Source organism: Pseudomonas sp. CFBP 5748 (assembly GCF_053850495.1).
Map to the genome: position 1 here is coordinate 570,891 of NZ_JBSPTN010000001.1, position 15,695 is coordinate 586,585.

At 61.2% G+C, this 15,695-nt stretch carries 10 protein-coding genes; 4 read left to right on the forward strand and 6 right to left on the reverse strand.

Annotation, left to right across the window (positions count from 1 at the left end; all coding sequences use genetic code 11):
- Nucleotides 1-64: 64 nt before the first annotated feature.
- From ACWNZ1_RS02595 to mfd, 3 genes are read right to left on the reverse strand one after another with little or no spacing between them, the layout of a single operon-like run.
- Nucleotides 65-2,758, reverse strand: coding sequence for a DEAD/DEAH box helicase (locus ACWNZ1_RS02595; RefSeq protein ID WP_135844532.1), 2,694 nt, complete (start codon nt 2,756-2,758; stop codon nt 65-67).
- A gap of 11 nt (nt 2,759-2,769) precedes the next feature.
- Nucleotides 2,770-3,336 carry a CsiV family protein gene (locus tag ACWNZ1_RS02600; protein WP_135844533.1) on the reverse strand — a complete coding sequence of 189 codons (567 nt, stop codon included), beginning with the start codon at nt 3,334-3,336 and terminating at the stop codon, nt 2,770-2,772.
- Nucleotides 3,337-3,346: 10 nt separating this feature from the next.
- Nucleotides 3,347-6,796 carry a transcription-repair coupling factor gene (gene mfd, locus ACWNZ1_RS02605; protein WP_135844534.1) on the reverse strand — a complete coding sequence of 1,150 codons (3,450 nt, stop codon included), beginning with the start codon at nt 6,794-6,796 and terminating at the stop codon, nt 3,347-3,349.
- A gap of 168 nt (nt 6,797-6,964) precedes the next feature.
- On the opposite strand from mfd, the gene ACWNZ1_RS02610 reads away from it, so the two are divergent.
- Nucleotides 6,965-8,428, forward strand: coding sequence for a glyceraldehyde-3-phosphate dehydrogenase (locus ACWNZ1_RS02610; RefSeq protein WP_280944795.1), 1,464 nt, complete (start codon nt 6,965-6,967; stop codon nt 8,426-8,428).
- Nucleotides 8,429-8,581: 153 nt separating this feature from the next.
- On the opposite strand, the gene tcuC is transcribed toward ACWNZ1_RS02610, so the two are convergent.
- Entirely contained in the window at nt 8,582-9,880 is a 1,299-nt protein-coding gene (tcuC, locus tag ACWNZ1_RS02615; protein WP_135844536.1) for an MFS transporter, read from the reverse strand.
- 253 nt (nt 9,881-10,133) lie between these two features.
- Here tcuC and ACWNZ1_RS02620 point away from each other — a divergent pair, with 253 nt between their 5' ends.
- Nucleotides 10,134-11,123 (forward strand): FAD:protein FMN transferase, encoded by a 990-nt coding sequence (locus tag ACWNZ1_RS02620; protein ID WP_265072858.1) that lies wholly within the window; start codon nt 10,134-10,136, stop codon nt 11,121-11,123.
- 473 nt (nt 11,124-11,596) lie between these two features.
- The gene (gene sthA, locus ACWNZ1_RS02625) at nt 11,597-12,991 is read left to right on the forward strand and encodes a Si-specific NAD(P)(+) transhydrogenase (protein ID WP_003183399.1); all 1,395 of its coding nucleotides are present in this window, start codon (nt 11,597-11,599) and stop codon (nt 12,989-12,991) included.
- 42 nt (nt 12,992-13,033) lie between these two features.
- Here the strand turns inward: sthA and ACWNZ1_RS02630 are convergent, their stop codons facing one another.
- Complete coding sequence (locus tag ACWNZ1_RS02630) at nt 13,034-13,756, reverse strand: glycerophosphodiester phosphodiesterase (RefSeq protein ID WP_018604880.1); 723 nt, start codon at nt 13,754-13,756, stop codon at nt 13,034-13,036.
- A complete protein-coding gene (locus ACWNZ1_RS02635; RefSeq protein ID WP_456027325.1) occupies nt 13,753-14,349 on the reverse strand; it encodes a PilZ domain-containing protein in 597 nt (198 codons plus the stop codon). The genes ACWNZ1_RS02630 and ACWNZ1_RS02635 overlap by 4 nt, the downstream gene beginning before the upstream one ends.
- A 94-nt stretch (nt 14,350-14,443) precedes the next feature.
- On the opposite strand from ACWNZ1_RS02635, the gene ACWNZ1_RS02640 reads away from it, so the two are divergent.
- Nucleotides 14,444-15,694: a lipoprotein-releasing ABC transporter permease subunit gene (locus ACWNZ1_RS02640; RefSeq protein ID WP_135844539.1), complete on the forward strand. Its 1,251-nt coding sequence runs from the start codon at nt 14,444-14,446 to the stop codon at nt 15,692-15,694.
- Nucleotide 15,695: the final 1 nt, after the last annotated feature.

Consider the following 15,695-nt stretch of genomic DNA (forward strand, 5'->3'; position numbering starts at 1 on the left):
TAAGTCCGCTGCCTGATCGTCAGCTATCGCGAGCAAGCTCGGCTCCCACAGGGATCGGTGTGTGTCAGCGCTTTTCCAGCTTATCCGGCAGCGGCGCGAACAGTGCTTCGATATCGTCGCTCTGCAGTTTCCAGTCTCCGGCCACGCGTCCGTCCAGCACGCCGGCGGCGAGGTCGGATTTTTCCTTTTGCAGCAGCTGAATCTTCTCTTCCACCGTGCCGCGGGCAATCAGTTTGTAGACGAACACCGGCTTTTCCTGGCCGATGCGATAAGCGCGGTCGGTGGCCTGGTTTTCGGTGGCCGGGTTCCACCACGGGTCGTAGTGAATTACCGTGTCGGCCTCGGTCAGGTTCAGGCCTACGCCACCGGCCTTCAGGCTGATCAGAAAGATCTGACGCTTGCCGCTCTGGAACTCCTTGACGGGCGTGCGTCGGTCCCGGGTCTGGCCGGTCAGGATCGCGTAATCGACACCGCGTTTTTTCAGTTCATCCTCAATCAGCGACAACATCGACGTGAACTGGGAAAACAACAGCACCCGGCGGCCTTCTTCAAACAGCTCTTCGAGCATATCCATCAGGCTGTCGAGCTTGCCCGAGGTGCTGCCTCGGGCGGGCAGGGCGGCGTCGTTGAGCAGGCGTAGATCGCAGCACACCTGGCGCAGCTTTAGCAGCGCCTCGAGGATGATGATCTGGCTGCGGGCCACGCCTTTGCGGGTGATTTCGTCGCGGACTTTCTTGTCCATGGCCAGGCGCATGGTTTCGTAGACGTCCCGCTGGGCATCGCTGAGTTCCACCCAATGGATGATCTCGGTCTTGGGCGGCAATTCTGTCGCCACTTGCTCCTTGGTCCTGCGCAGCAGGAAAGGTTTTATCCGACCGTTGAGGTGCTGCAGTCGCACGTCGCTGCCGCGTTTTTCAATTGGCACGCGGTAGTCGCGGTTGAAACTCTTGACGTCCCCGAGCCAGCCCGGCAGTAGGAAGTGGAACAACGACCACAATTCGCCCAAGTGGTTTTCCAGGGGCGTGCCGGACAGGCACAGGCGCTGCCGGGCGTTGAGCTCGCGGGCGGCCTGGGCGGCTTTGCTGGTGGGGTTCTTGATGTACTGGGCTTCGTCGAGGATCAGCACGTGCAGCGGCTGTGCTGCGAGGCGCTCGACATCCTTGGGTAGCAGCGCGTAGGTGGTAAGGACCAGGTCGTATTCGGCCAACCGTTCGAAATGTTTCTTGCGCCCAGCGCCATAAAGGGCCAGCACCTTGAGCTGCGGCGTGAAGTGGGCCGCCTCATCGAGCCAGTTGGGGATCAGGCTGGTGGGCATGACCACCATGCACGGCCGGTCGAGGCGCCCGGCGTTTTTTTCGCTGAGAATGTGCGCCAGGGTCTGTAGGGTTTTACCCAGACCCATGTCGTCCGCGAGGATGCCGCCGACTTCCAGCTGTCGCAGTGATTGCATCCAGCTCAAGCCTTCAAGCTGATAAGGCCGCAGTATAGCGTTCAGGCCTTCTGGCGCGGTGGTCGTGTAATCCTTGATGTCTCGCAGACGCTGGGCGAGGCCACGAATGTGTTCGCCACCTTCCCAGCTCAACGGCATGTCTTGCAGCGGGTTCAGGCGCAAGGCGTCCGCGCTGTTGAGGCGCAGTTTGGTGGTGCCGGGCTCTTGCAGGTAAAACTCGCCCAGGGTCGCCAGCACCGGTTTCAGCCGGCCGTAGGGCAGGGCCACCTGCTGGGGGCCGAACTCGGAATTCGGGCGGTTCGGCAAGTTGACCAGGATGAGTTCGTCGTCGCGGCGCCGGGCCAGGCGTTCGGGATTGAACAACTCGATGTGCGAGCGCATCAGGTTCAGCAGGATCGGCAGCAGGCTCAGGCGTTCACCGTTGACGATGATCCCCAGCTCCAGGTCGAACCAGTCCCGTTCCGGTGTTTCCTCCACCGTGGCGTACCAGTCGTCCACGGCAGTCAGGTCGAAACCGAAGTCCTCGTCGATCTGCAACTCCCAACCTTGGTCACGCAGTTTTGGCAGGTCGTTGAGGGTGAACGTCAGCCAGGCGCTGTCATTGACCATCTCGTACAGCTCGCCGGCACTTTCTGGCAGGGCCTTGCTTTGCCGGGTCGCAATCTTGAAGCCGAGGATTCGTAGTTGTTCGCGGTAGGACTGTTCCACATCGGTATGGCGTTTGATTCGCAGCGTCTGCGTTTCCTGACGAATCAGCACGTCTGTATTGCGCTGGCCGCTGACGTATTCGTCCAGGTAGCTGAAGGACAGGGCGGCGCGGTGCTGAATGTAGCGCTGCATCTTGCCGTTGCGCGGTTCAAAAGCGCTGAATTCGATGCTTGCCAGCCACAGGCGCGGCAGCGGTTGCACGTTGTCCACCAGCACTTGCGGCGGGGCCTTGGGGCTGCGGTTGTCCAGCACTGCCTGGAGTTTCTCCAGTAACTGCGCGTCCTTCTCGGCGGCCGGGTAGGCCAGGGTTTCCTGGACTTGCAGTAGCACCGCCGCGCAGTGTTTGCAGTTGATGCGCACCGGGCAGGAGCACGCGGCCTCAAGCAGAATCAACGTACCCTTGGCTGACTCTTTAAGGCGAATGGTCTGACGGTAGATGTTGCCGCCAGAGCCTTCGCAACTGGCGGTGATGGTGCTGTCGCCAGCCTCGACGATTCTGACGCGGTTTTCCAGCGCATAACGGCGCCCGCGCTCCAGGCTCTGTTCCTTGAATCGATTGACCCAGGAAGGTGCCAGGGGTTTGCTCAGGGGCGAGGGCATAGGCGCGCCGATCAGTCCGGAATGGCTTCAGGCGCCTGCCGTGGCGCGGGCGCGGTCAGCGAGGTGATCTTGATCAGCAAGCCGAGATGGCCGTTGTCGAGGAAGTTCAGTTGGCCATTTTTGGTATGACTCTGCTGTTTGAGGCGCTCGCTGGACGTCACCAGGCCGTTGGCGTCGATCTGGTTGATCCAGAAATCGGCATCCACATCGGTGAAGCGCCCCAGTTTCAGCTCCAGGGTGCCTTCGATGGGAAATTGACCGAACTGTTCGGTGCCGTCGCTGATGGCGACTTTGCGACCCTGTTCACCGAGGTTCTGCTGCCAGGCCTTGTGCATCAACACCGTGTATTGGCCGCTGGCAGTGAGTTTCTCCACGATATTGCCCAGCGCCGGTGTGCGCTGGCTGTTCGTATCCAGGCGTTGCACGCCGGCATCCCAGTCCTCCGGCGCGGCGCGGCTGACAATCGCCGGCTCGGCGTTCTGACGCACCAGAATCATTTCAACCTGATACAGGTCGTCGGCAAGCGCCAGGGGAGCGACCAGGGTCATCAACAAGGTCAGTGAGCGAAACAGGCGCATGTGGCGTCCTTCAAGCAGTGGTCGGAGTGAGGCGCTCAAACAGCGCTTCTACGGTATTGAAGCGCTCTTCAGAGCGCTCCATGGGCACCATGAATTTGAACATCGTGGCACCTTCGAACTTGTAGCGTTTAGGCTGGCCCTGGATCAGTTTGATCAGCACCAGTGGATCGACCGGCGTCTGGGCCTCGAACTCGAGACGGCCGCCGTTGGGCCCGCCGTCGACTTTCTTGATGCCCAGTTGTTCGGCCTTGAGCTTGAGCAACGTGGTGCGCACCAGGTTCTTGGTCGGTTCGGGCAGCAGGCCGAAGCGGTCGATCATCTCCACTTGCAGATCCTTGAGGCCTTCTTCGTCGCTGGCCGAGGCAATGCGTTTGTAGAGGATCAGCCGTGCGTGGACATCCGGCAGGTAATCTTCCGGGATCAGTGCCGGCACCCGAAGGTTGATTTCCGGCCCGCCGCCCAGGGGCTGATCGAGGTTCGGTTGTTCGCCCTTGCGGATCGACTTGACCGCCCGTTCGAGCATTTCCATGTACAGGGTGAAGCCGACGGCCTGGATCTGGCCGCTCTGGCCATCGCCGAGCAATTCGCCAGCGCCACGGATTTCCAGGTCGTTGGTGGCCAACACGAATCCGGCACCGAGGTCCTGGGTGTTGGCGATCGCTTCCAGGCGCTTTTCCGCATCCGGGGTGATCTGCTGGCGTGGCGGCGTCAACAGGTAGGCGTAGGCCTGGTGGTGACTGCGCCCGACCCGACCGCGCAACTGGTGCAACTGGGCCAGGCCGAACTTGTCGGCGCGCTCGATGATGATGGTGTTGGCGCTCGGCACGTCGATGCCGGTCTCGATGATGGTCGAGGCGATCAGCACGTTGAAGCGCTTGTGGTAGAAGTCGCTCATCACCTGTTCGAGTTCGCGTTCGCGCATCTGCCCATGGCCGATACCAATGCGGGCTTCCGGCACCAGTTCGGCGAGGTCTGCGGCGCACTTCTCGATGGTCTTCACGTCGTTGTGCAGGTAATAGACCTGGCCGCCACGCAGCAGCTCGCGCAGCAAGGCTTCCTTGATCGTGCTTTTGTTCTGCTCCATGACGAAGGTGCGCACCGACAGGCGCCGGGCCGGCGGTGTGGCGATGATCGACAGGTCGCGCATGCCCGACACCGCCATGTTCAGCGTGCGCGGGATCGGCGTGGCGGTCAGGGTCAGGATATCGACTTCGCTGCGCAGGGCCTTGAGCTGTTCTTTCTGGCGCACCCCGAAGCGGTGCTCTTCGTCGATGATCACCAGCCCAAGGTTTTTGATCTTCACGTCGTCCTGCAGCAACTTGTGCGTGCCGATGACAATGTCGATCTTACCCTCGGCCAGGTCGGCCACGGCGGCATTCACTTCCTTGGTGGATTTGAAGCGGCTCATCACTTCCACGGTCACTGGCCAGTCGGCGAAACGGTCGCGGAAACTGTTGTAGTGCTGCTGGGCGAGCAGGGTGGTCGGCACCAGGATCGCCACCTGCTTGCCGCCGTGTACGGCAATGAACGCGGCGCGCATGGCCACTTCGGTCTTGCCGAAACCCACGTCGCCGCACACCAGGCGGTCCATCGGCTTGGGCGCGAGCATGTCGGCGCGCACGGCTTCGATGGTGGTCTGCTGGTCGACGGTTTCTTCGAACGGGAAACCGGCGCTGAAGGTTTCGTAGTCGGCTTTCGGATCGGCGAAGGCGTAACCCTCGCGGGCAGCGCGGCGGGCGTAGATGTCCAGCAGTTCGGCGGCCACGTCACGCACCTGCTCGGCGGCCTTGCGCTTGGCTTTCTGCCAGGTTTCCGAACCCAGGCGATGCAGCGGGGCCAGGGCGTCGTCGCTGCCGGTGTAACGGGCGATCAGGTGCAGGTTCGCCACGGGCACGTAGAGTTTGGCGCCCTCGGCGTACTCCAGTGTGAGGAATTCGGCGGCCTGGTGGTCGATTTCCAGAGTCGCGAGGCCCAGGTAGCGGCCCACGCCGTGGTCGATGTGCACCACCGGCGCGCCTTCGCGCAGCTCGGTGAGGTTCTTGATCACCGCATCGTTGGCGGCGTCGGCGCGTTTCTCGCGACGGCGACGCTGCATGACGCGTTGGCCGAACAACGGGCTTTCGGCGACCAAGGCAAGGGCTGGGTCATCCAGGACCAGGCCGTCGTTCAGTGGCGCGATGGTAATCGCCAGGCGCTCTTTACCCGCGACGAAATCCGGCCAGCTGTCCACTGTCTTCGGCCGCAGCTTCAGGCGTTCGAGCAGTTCCAGCAGCACTTCGCGACGGCCGGCGGACTCGGCGGTGAACAGCACGCGGCCGGGAAATTCGTCGAGGAAGCTGGCCAGTGCCGCCAGGGGTTGCGTGGCCTTGGCTTCAATGGCCAGGTCCGGTAGAGGCTTGGCCGGGAAACGTTCACGGCCAACGCCGGTTTCCACGTCCTGTTGGCTCGCCACCACCCGTGGCCAATTCTTGAGGCGGGCAAAGCAGTCTTCCACCGGCAGGAACAGCTCGGCCGGTGGCAATAAAGGACGGGAAGGATCGACGCGGCGTTCTTCGTAGCGGTTGCGCACGTCGTTCCAGAAGTTTTCCGCCGCCTGTTCGATGCCCGGCAAGGAAAACACCTGGGTGTCCTGGGGCAGGTAATCGAACAGGGTGGATGTTTCTTCGAAAAACAGCGGCAGGTAGTACTCGATGCCGGCAGGGGTGATCCCGCTGCTCAGGTCCTGGAAGATCGGACAACGGCGGAAATCCACATCGAAGCGCTCGCGAAACCGCGCCTTGAAGCGGGTCACGGCGTCTTTCTGCAGCGGGAACTCCTTGGCCGGCAACAGGCGGATCGACTGCACCTTATCGATGGAACGCTGGTTTTCCGGATCGAAAGTGCGCAGGGTTTCGATTTCGTCATCGAACAGGTCGATGCGATAAGGCAGTTTGCTGCCCATCGGAAACAGGTCGATCAGGGCGCCGCGTACCGCGAATTCGCCATGCTCGTACACCGTGTCGACGCAGCGATAGCCGCTGGCCTCAAGCCGGGTGCGCATTTGTTCGACGTCGAGTTTCTGGCCGATGTCCAGCACCAGGCTGCTGCCGAGCAGGAATTGGGTCGGTGCCAGGCGATGTAGGGCTGTAGTGATCGGCACTACCAAAACGCCATGACTGAGCTCCGGCAGCCGATAAAGGCTGGCGATTCGCTGGGAAATGATGTCCTGGTGGGGCGAAAACAGATCGTAGGGCAGGGTTTCCCAGTCCGGAAAATGCAGCACGGGCAAATCCGGGGCGAAGAAACTCAGCTCCTGTTCCAGCCGCTCGGCGCTTTGGCTGTCGGCGGTCAGCAGCAGGGTAAAGCGCTTTGCAGCGCTGGCAGCCTCGGCAATGGCCAGGCTCAGGGCGGCACCGGGCAGGTTGCCCCAGTGCTGTTTACCTGCCGCGGCAGGGAGAAGCGGAAGACGCAGAACGGGCACGGAAGATTGAGCTCCAGCGTTGCGACAAAGTCGACAATTGTAGCGGGGGAAGGGGGCGGCTGTCAGTCGCAGACTACCGCGGCAGACAGGAAAACCACGGTGCGACAGGCGCGCATTGCTCCGCAGTGGACTCGGCGGCATAATGTAGCCCCTTTTTTCAGCCCCTACATGTGGAAGGTTACCGTGACTCAGAAGCCCGACCAGTGTCTTGGTGAATGGATTGATCGTGAAGCTCTCGCAGAAGCGATGATCCCTCTCATCGGTCAGCTCTACCGCAATAACAACGTGGTGAGCTCGATCTATGGCCGCAGCCTGATCAACCAGTCTGTCATCGCGATCCTCAAAGCCCACCGCTTTGCGCGCCACCGCTCTTCCGACGACAGCGAACTCTCCGTCCACGAAACATTCCCTCTGCTCAAGGCCATGAGCGAGCTCAAGCTCGGCGCGGCTTCGGTGGATCTGGGCAAGTTGGCGTTCAAATTCCGCAACGAAGGCAATGGCCGTAGCGCCGAGCAGTTCGTGCGTGAAGAGATGGCGGATGTGGTTGGCCAGCAGAACGTTTCGGCTCGCAAAGGTACTGATGTGGTCCTGTACGGCTTCGGTCGTATCGGTCGTCTGCTGGCGCGTATCCTGATCGAAAAAACCGGTGGTGGCGACGGCCTGCGCCTGCGCGCCATCGTGGTGCGCAAGGGCGCCGAGAATGACCTGACCAAGCGTGCCAGCCTGCTGCGTCGCGATTCGGTCCATGGTTCGTTCAACGGCACCATCACCATCGACGAAGAAAACAACACCATCACCGCCAACGGCAATCTGATCCAGGTGATCTACGCGAAGAACCCGACCGAGGTGGACTACACCCAGTACGGTATCAAGGATGCGCTGCTGGTGGATAACACCGGTGTATGGCGTGATGCCGACGGCCTGGGCCAGCACCTGACCTGCCCGGGCATCGATCGCGTTGTTCTGACCGCGCCTGGCAAGGGCAAGCTGAAGAACATCGTTCACGGCATCAACCACGGCGAAATCACTGCTGACGACAAGATTGTCTCCGCCGCCTCCTGCACCACCAACGCCATCGTGCCGGTGCTCAAGGCTGTGAACGACAAGTTCGGCATCGTCAACGGTCACGTTGAAACTGTTCACTCGTACACCAACGACCAGAACCTGATCGACAACTTCCACAAGGGCGATCGCCGTGGTCGCAGCGCCGCGCTGAACATGGTGATCACCGAGACCGGTGCCGCCACTGCCGCCGCCAAGGCCCTGCCTGAACTGGCCGGCAAGCTGACCGGCAATGCGATCCGTGTGCCGACGCCGAACGTGTCGATGGCCATTCTCAACCTGAACCTTGAGAAAGCTGCCACCCGTGAAGAGATGAACGATTACCTGCGCTACATGGCGCTGCACTCCGATCTGCATAAGCAGATCGACTTCGTCAATTCCCAGGAAGTGGTGTCCACCGACTTCGTTGGCTCGCGCCACGCCGGTGTAGTGGATGCTGAAGCCACCATCAGCCAAGACAACCGCGTTGTCCTGTACGTCTGGTACGACAATGAATTCGGTTACAGCTGCCAGGTGGTTCGTGTGATGGAAGACATGGCCGGTGTAAACCCGCCAGCGTTCCCGCGCTAAGCTTTAGCCGCACATGAAAACGCCCCGACTTGTCGGGGCGTTTTTTTGTCTGGGTTTCTGTGGTGACTGGGCTGGCCTCATCGCGAGCAAGCTCGCTCCCACAGGGTATGCGCGGTCAACTGTGGGAGCGAGCTTGCTCGCGATAGGGATGTGTCAGGCGCCGCCGACGACTGAAGCTTGTGCAGTCCGCAGCTCATGCCGATTACCCTTGAACAACACCAAGGTCGCAATCAACCCCAACACCGCCGCGCCACTGAGCCAGATCCCTGGCGCTGCCTTGTTATCCAATACATGAATCAGGTAAGTGCAGGCGGCAGGCGTAAACCCACCAAACGTCGCTGTCGCCAGGCTGTAGGCCAGGGAGAAGCCGGTGGTACGCACCTCGACCGGCATGATTTCCGTCAAGGCCACCACCATGGCGCCGTTGTACGATCCATAGAGGAACGACAGCCACAGTTCGACGATCAGCAGATGACTGAAGCTGGGGTTTGCCACCAGCCAGGACAGTGCCGGGTAGGCCGTCAGGACCGCCAGGATAGTCGCGCCAAGCAGCAGGGGTTTGCGTCCTATCTTGTCGGAAAACGCGCCCATCACCGGCAACCAGAAGAAGTTCGACAGGCCGATGCACACCGTGACCAGCAATGCGTCCAGATCCGACAGGTTCAATTCGGCTTTGCCGAAGGTCGGCGTGTAAGCGGTGATCAGGTAGAACGACACCGTGGTCATGACCACCAGCGCCATGCCGGCCAAGACGATGCCGAAGTTCTGACCGATGGAGCGGATGATTTCCGATAGGGTAGGGTGATGTTTTCTCGCCTGGAATTCAGGCGTTTCTTCCAAGGAGCGACGGATCACGAATATCGCTGGCACGATCAGGCAGCCGACCAGGAACGGGACGCGCCAGCCCCAATCGCCCATCTCTTGGGGGCTCAGCCAGTGATTGAGGCCAACCCCCAGCAGGCCGGCAAATACCACGGCGGCCTGTTGGCTGGCCGATTGCCAACTGACAAAGAAGCCCTTGCGCCCCGGCGTGGAGATTTCCGCCAGGTACACCGACACACCGCCCAGTTCGACACCGGCGGAGAAGCCTTGCAGCAAGCGACCCAGCAGCACCAGCAGCGGTGCCGCCACGCCCAGGACAGCGTAGCCCGGCACGCAGGCGATCAGGATGGTGCCCATGGCCATCATCGCCAGGGTGATGATCAAGCCTTTGCGACGGCCGTGACGGTCGATGTAGGCGCCGAGGAAAATCGCCCCCAGGGGGCGCATCAGGAACCCGGCGCCGAACGTGGCCAGGGACAGCATCAGCGAGGCGAAAGCACTGTCGGTCGGAAAGAACGTCTTGGCGATGGCCGTGGCGTAGAAGCCATAGACCATGAAGTCGAACATCTCCAGGAAGTTGCCGCTGACAACGCGAAAGATCGCCTTGCCGTTGCTCGTGGTGGAAGGCATTTGTAGGTACTCACTCTGACTATCTTGTATGAAAGCGCTGCACCTGTGAGAGCAAGGCTTGGGGGCCAAAGCCCGTGGGAGCAAAGCTTGCTCGCGATGCAGGCGACACGGTTCACCTGCTATACCGCGTCATCGTTCGTCGCGAGCAAGCTTTGCTCCCACAGGTTCGCGCAGGCACGCACTGAAGCCCATAATGGCTTGCGCGGTTTTGAGGGGAGATGAAGATTTGTTAACTGGACGATGGATTGGGCTTGTGGTGCTGGTCAGTGTGTTGTCCGGCTGTGGCAACGACGACACCCTGGAGCGCTTCGACGGCCCGACCATGGGCAGTCACTACTCCATTCAATACGTCAGGCATTCCGCCACGCCCGGTCCGAAAGGGGTGCAGGCCGAGGTGGAAAACATCCTTGCCGAAGTGGATCGGCAATTCTCGACTTATCGCAGCGACTCGGACGTCGAACGTTTCAATGCGTTGCCGGCCAACGGCTGCCAGGTCATGCCAGGTCCGGTCCTGGCGTTGGTCCGGATGGGTGAGCAGTTGTCTTCACAAAGTGACGGCTCTTTCGACCTGACGGTGGAGCCGCTGCTGAACCTGTGGGGCTTCGGCCCCCAGTCCCGAGCCGAGAAAGTACCGACTGCAGAAGCTCTGGCCCTGGTGCGTCAGCGCGTCGGGCATGGTCATCTGCGTATCGACGGCGACCGGTTGTGCAAGGACGCCGCAGTGGAGGTCGACTTCAACAGTATTGCCGCGGGCTACGCCGTCGACCGGATCGCCGCCCGGCTCCAGGCCTTGGGCATCGACAGCTACCTGGCCGAAGCCACCGGCGAGCTCAAGGCTGTCGGGCGCAAACCCGATGGTTCGGCCTGGCGCATTGCCCTGGAGGAACCACGGGACGACCGGCAAGTGGCCGAGCGTGTCATCGAGGTCAATGGCTACGGGGTTTCGACGTCCGGTGATTACCGTCGTTATTTCGAGCAGGACGGCGTGCGTTATTCCCACGCCTTCGATGCGCGCACCGGTGCGCCGGTCCTACACAGCTTGGCGTCAGTCACGGTGATTCATCCTTCGGCGTTGATGGCCGATGGACTGTCGACGCTGTTGTTGATTCTCGGGCCTGAACGGGGTTGGGACTATGCCCAAGAACACGGTGTCGGGGTATTTTTCGTGCTGCGCGACGGTAATCGTTTTGTCACCCGTACCAACGATGTGTTTGAACGGATGAGCAACGGAAAAAGCCAATGATGACAGCGTTACGAAAGCGTACCTGTTGCGAAATAGCGCAGGCAAAGGGGGCGTTCTCAATTAGTTTCCCCACCGCGCCGGGTCTGCTGTTGTGCAGGGCAAGGCGCGAGAAGCGTGGTTTGGTCATTCCAAATAAGCTTTGAGCAACGCAGCCCTGCACAACAGCAGGCCCGGCCCTCCGGGTTGCGCCTTAAAGCGGACCATGCTGCGTTGCAGGCCTTGGAAAGGGAACACCATTCCCAGCGGCCTGCGCCTTGCCTGGCCCGCTTTAAGGCACAACGCGGTGGGGAAACTAATTGAGAACGCCCCCTAGCCTCCGACGCGACCAAGGGGTAATGTGCGCGGCGTTGACGCTTCTATAGACTGTGGCCGGGCTCGTGAACCGGCCCCAAATTGTTCCTTCATGCCGCAGGCCGGCATGATTTAGCCGTTGGTGCCAAGTGAGGCACCACGGCCTGTTCTGAGGAGTACGCATGGCTGTCTACAACTACGACGTGGTGGTACTGGGTTCTGGCCCGGCGGGTGAAGGCGCGGCAATGAACGCTGCCAAGGCAGGGCGCAAGGTGGCGATGGTCGACAGCCGTCGGCAGGTCGGCGGTAACTGCACCCACTTGGGCACCATCCCGTCCAAGGCCTTGCGTCACTCGGTCCGGCAGATCATGCAGTTCAACACCAACCCGATGTTCCGGGCCATCGGCGAGCCGCGCTGGTTCTCCTTCCCGGACGTGCTCAAGAGCGCCGAGAAGGTGATCTCCAAGCAGGTCGCCTCGCGCACTGGCTACTACGCCCGCAATCGCGTTGACGTGTTCTTTGGCACCGGCAGCTTTGCCGATGAGCAGACCGTCGAAGTAGTCTGCGGCAACGGTGTGGTCGAAAAACTGGTGGCCAAGCACATCATCATCGCCACCGGCTCGCGCCCGTACCGCCCGGCCGACATCGATTTCAACCACGCACGTATCTACGATAGCGACACCATCCTGAGCCTGGGCCACACCCCGCGTAAGCTCATCGTCTACGGCGCCGGGGTGATCGGTTGCGAATACGCCTCGATCTTCAGCGGCCTGGGTGTTCTGGTGGAGTTGGTGGATAACCGCGGCCAGTTGCTGAGCTTCCTGGACTCGGAAATCTCCCAGGCCCTGAGTTATCACTTCAGCAACAACAACATCACCGTGCGCCACAACGAGGACTACGACCGTGTCGAAGGTGTGGACAATGGCGTGATCCTGCACCTCAAGTCCGGCAAGAAGATCAAGGCCGACGCCTTGCTCTGGTGCAACGGTCGTACCGGTAACACCGACACCCTGGGCCTGGAAAACATCGGCGTGAAGGTCAACAGCCGTGGCCAGATCGAAGTCGACGAGAACTACCGTACTTGCGTGCCGAATATCTACGGCGCCGGTGACGTGATTGGCTGGCCGAGCCTGGCCAGTGCCGCCCACGACCAGGGCCGTTCGGCCGCCGGCAGCATCGTCGACAACGGCAGCTGGCGCTTCGTCAACGACGTACCGACCGGTATCTACACCATTCCGGAAATCAGCTCGATCGGCAAGAACGAGCAGGAACTGACCCAAGCCAAGGTACCTTATGAAGTGGGCAAGGCCTTCTTCAAGAGCATGGCGCGGGCGCAGATCGCCGGTGAGCCGCAAGGCATGCTGAAGATCCTGTTCCACCGCGAGACCCTGGAAGTGCTGGGCGTGCACTGCTTCGGCTACCAGGCTTCGGAGATCGTTCACATTGGCCAGGCGATCATGAACCAGCCGGGCGAGTTGAACACCCTGAAGTACTTCGTCAACACCACGTTCAACTACCCGACCATGGCTGAAGCCTATCGGGTAGCGGCCTATGACGGGCTCAACCGGCTTTTTTGAGCGGCTCCGGCCGGTGGCCTGAGCCGGCCGGGGAGACCGATTTCAGCAATTCTCGAGCGTGGCAGTGGCCAAACCGGGAAAGTCTGTAATCAGGCTGTCAGCGCCAAAGTCGGCGAGCCTACGCATCAGCGCGGGTTCGTTGACGGTCCACACCGACACGTGCAGCCCCTGACGCTGGGCCTTGACCAGGCGTTCGGGCGTGCACAGCGTCCAGTTCAGCGCCAGGATTTCACAGCCATAACTCTGGGCGACCTTCAACGGGTCGAGCCAGGCGTACTCGGCCACCAGGCCGCGCGAAATGTCCGGCGTCAGGTCCAGGGCCGCCTTGAGCACTTCCCGGGAGCTGGAGGTGATGGTGATCTTGTCCAGCAGCCCGAAACGCTGGGCCATTTCGCGGATCCCCAGCACGGTGGCGGCGGCACGGGTGCGCGAGGCGCTCTTGACCTCCAGTTGCCAATGCTCGAAATCACACTTTTCGAACAACTCCTCCAGGCGTGGAATCGGGCATGGCTTGATCCAGCCCGGGCCGCCCTTGCGCGCATCGTAGGTCACCAGTTCGGCGGCGGTGTGCTCGACCACCTTGCCCCGGCGATCAGTGGTGCGCTTGAGGGTCGGGTCATGGATCACCATCAACTCGCCGTCCATCGAAAGATGCAGGTCCAGCTCGCAACGGCGCACGCCGTGCTTGAGACACTCCTGAAAACCGGTCAGGGTATTTTCCGGCGCTTCGCCCTTGGCGCCGCGGTGGCCATAAATGAGGGTCACGGTTGTTCCTTATTGATACCTGATTCGTTCAGTTCCCGAGCCAGGCGACGTTCTTGCGCCTGTTTCTGCAGGATATAGCGGGCCAGTAGCTGACGCTGGGCGTCGGTGGGGTGTTCGAATTCGGTGCCCACATCGTAGCCGTCGCCCTTGGGGTCGCAATGCGTGACGCGTGCCCGGAGTAACAACCCGAGGGCCTGCGGCATCAGCACCAGCTTGATTGACAGATGCGTACCGACGGCGACGGGCGTGGGGTATTGGAGGTCGATGCCGCCTTCGGAAATGATCACCGGTTTGGGTTCGCCGATTTCGCCGAGCGCAGTGAGGGCGATGACCTGACTGAGCAGATCGATGCGTTTGTTCATCGCCTTGAGGTACGCGGCGATGCTGCGTTCGCGCTCGCTGATCTGGCGCAGCAGGTGCTGGGACTCAAATTCGCTCAGGTGCAGTTCACTGAGCAGATTGAACAGTGGAGAAGCATCCTGCAACACTTCCTGGCCAGCAGCTTCAGGAATGGAGAGGGGCCGAATTTCCAGTGCGATCGTGTCCTCGATACGGTAGTATTCGCGGCGATCTTCTTCATCTAATGTCGACATGGCGAACCCATGGTAGCGGCGGTGGTCTGAGTGTAAAGCTGGTTTGTGACCCCCGCCACAAGGACGTTCCTTTTCCCTCCGAACAAGCCCCGACATGTTCAGACCTCTCTTCGTATTTATCGGCACGCGTTATACCCGTGCAAAGCGTCGCAATCATTTCGTATCGTTCATTTCCCTGACTTCTATCATTGGGCTGGCCCTCGGCGTGGTCGTGATGATCGTCGTGCTGTCGGTGATGAACGGCTTCGATCATGAAATGCGCACCCGCGTGCTGGGCATGGTGCCCCACGCGACCCTCGAATCCGGCGAGGCTATCAGCGATTGGCCGAGCCTGGCCGCCAAGGTCAAGCAGAACCCGCAGGTGTTGGCCGTTGCGCCTTTCACTCAGATGCAGGGGCTGCTGACCAACAATGGCAAGGTCTCCAAGGTCTTGCTCAATGGTATCGATCCCGGGCTTGAGCGGCAGGTGTCGATCATCGACAACTTCATGCAGCAGGGAAAACTCGACGACCTGGAGCCGGGCAGTTTCGGCATCGTCATCGGCGACAAGGCCGCAGCCAAGCTCGGCGCCGCCATCGGCGACAAGCTGACCTTCGTCGCACCGGAAGTCACCGTGACGCCGGGCGGCATGTTCCCGCGCATGAAACGCTTTACCGTGGTCGGCATTTTCCATGTCGGCGCCGGTGAGCTGGACGGTTACCTGGGCGTCACCAATCTCCAGGACCTGGCGCGACTGCATCGCTGGAAACCGGATCAGGTCCAGGGCCTGCGGCTGAAGTTCGACGATCTGTTCCAGGCGCCGCGCGTCGCCTGGACCATCGCCCAGCAGCTCGGCGAAGACCGCTACTACGCTCGCGACTGGACCCGCACCCACGGCAACCTGTACCAGGCGATCCGCATGGAAAAAGCCATGATCGGCCTGCTATTGCTGCTGATCGTCGCCGTTGCCGCGTTCAACATTATTTCCACCCTGGTGATGGTGGTGAACGATAAGAAAGGCGACATCGCCATCCTGCGCACCCTTGGCGCTACGCCGGGGCAGATCATGCGGATCTTCATGGTCCAGGGCACGGTCATTGGGGTGATCGGCACATTCGTCGGCGCCCTGGTCGGGATGTTCGCCGCGCTGAACGTCAGCGCCGCCATCGCGGCCCTCGAAGGCCTGATCGGGCACAAGTTTCTCAACGCCGACGTGTATTTCATCGACTACCTGCCATCGCAATTGCAGGCAGATGACGTGTTGATGGTCTGCGGCGCCGCGTTGGTCCTGAGTTTCCTCGCCACCCTGTATCCAGCCTGGCGTGCCGCGCGCACCCAGCCTGCGGAGGCGTTACGTTATGAGTGAG

Coding starts and splice junctions, on each gene's coding strand:
- ACWNZ1_RS02595 (WP_135844532.1), bottom strand. CDS start 2,758: ATGCCCTCGCCCCTGAGCAAACCCCTGGCACCTTCCTGGGTCAATCGA.
- ACWNZ1_RS02600 (WP_135844533.1), bottom strand. CDS start 3,336: ATGCGCCTGTTTCGCTCACTGACCTTGTTGATGACCCTGGTCGCTCCC.
- ACWNZ1_RS02610 (WP_280944795.1), top strand. CDS start 6,965: ATGTGGAAGGTTACCGTGACTCAGAAGCCCGACCAGTGTCTTGGTGAA.
- tcuC (WP_135844536.1), bottom strand. CDS start 9,880: ATGCCTTCCACCACGAGCAACGGCAAGGCGATCTTTCGCGTTGTCAGC.
- sthA (WP_003183399.1), top strand. CDS start 11,597: ATGGCTGTCTACAACTACGACGTGGTGGTACTGGGTTCTGGCCCGGCG.
- ACWNZ1_RS02635 (WP_456027325.1), bottom strand. CDS start 14,349: ATGTCGACATTAGATGAAGAAGATCGCCGCGAATACTACCGTATCGAG.
- ACWNZ1_RS02640 (WP_135844539.1), top strand. CDS start 14,444: ATGTTCAGACCTCTCTTCGTATTTATCGGCACGCGTTATACCCGTGCA.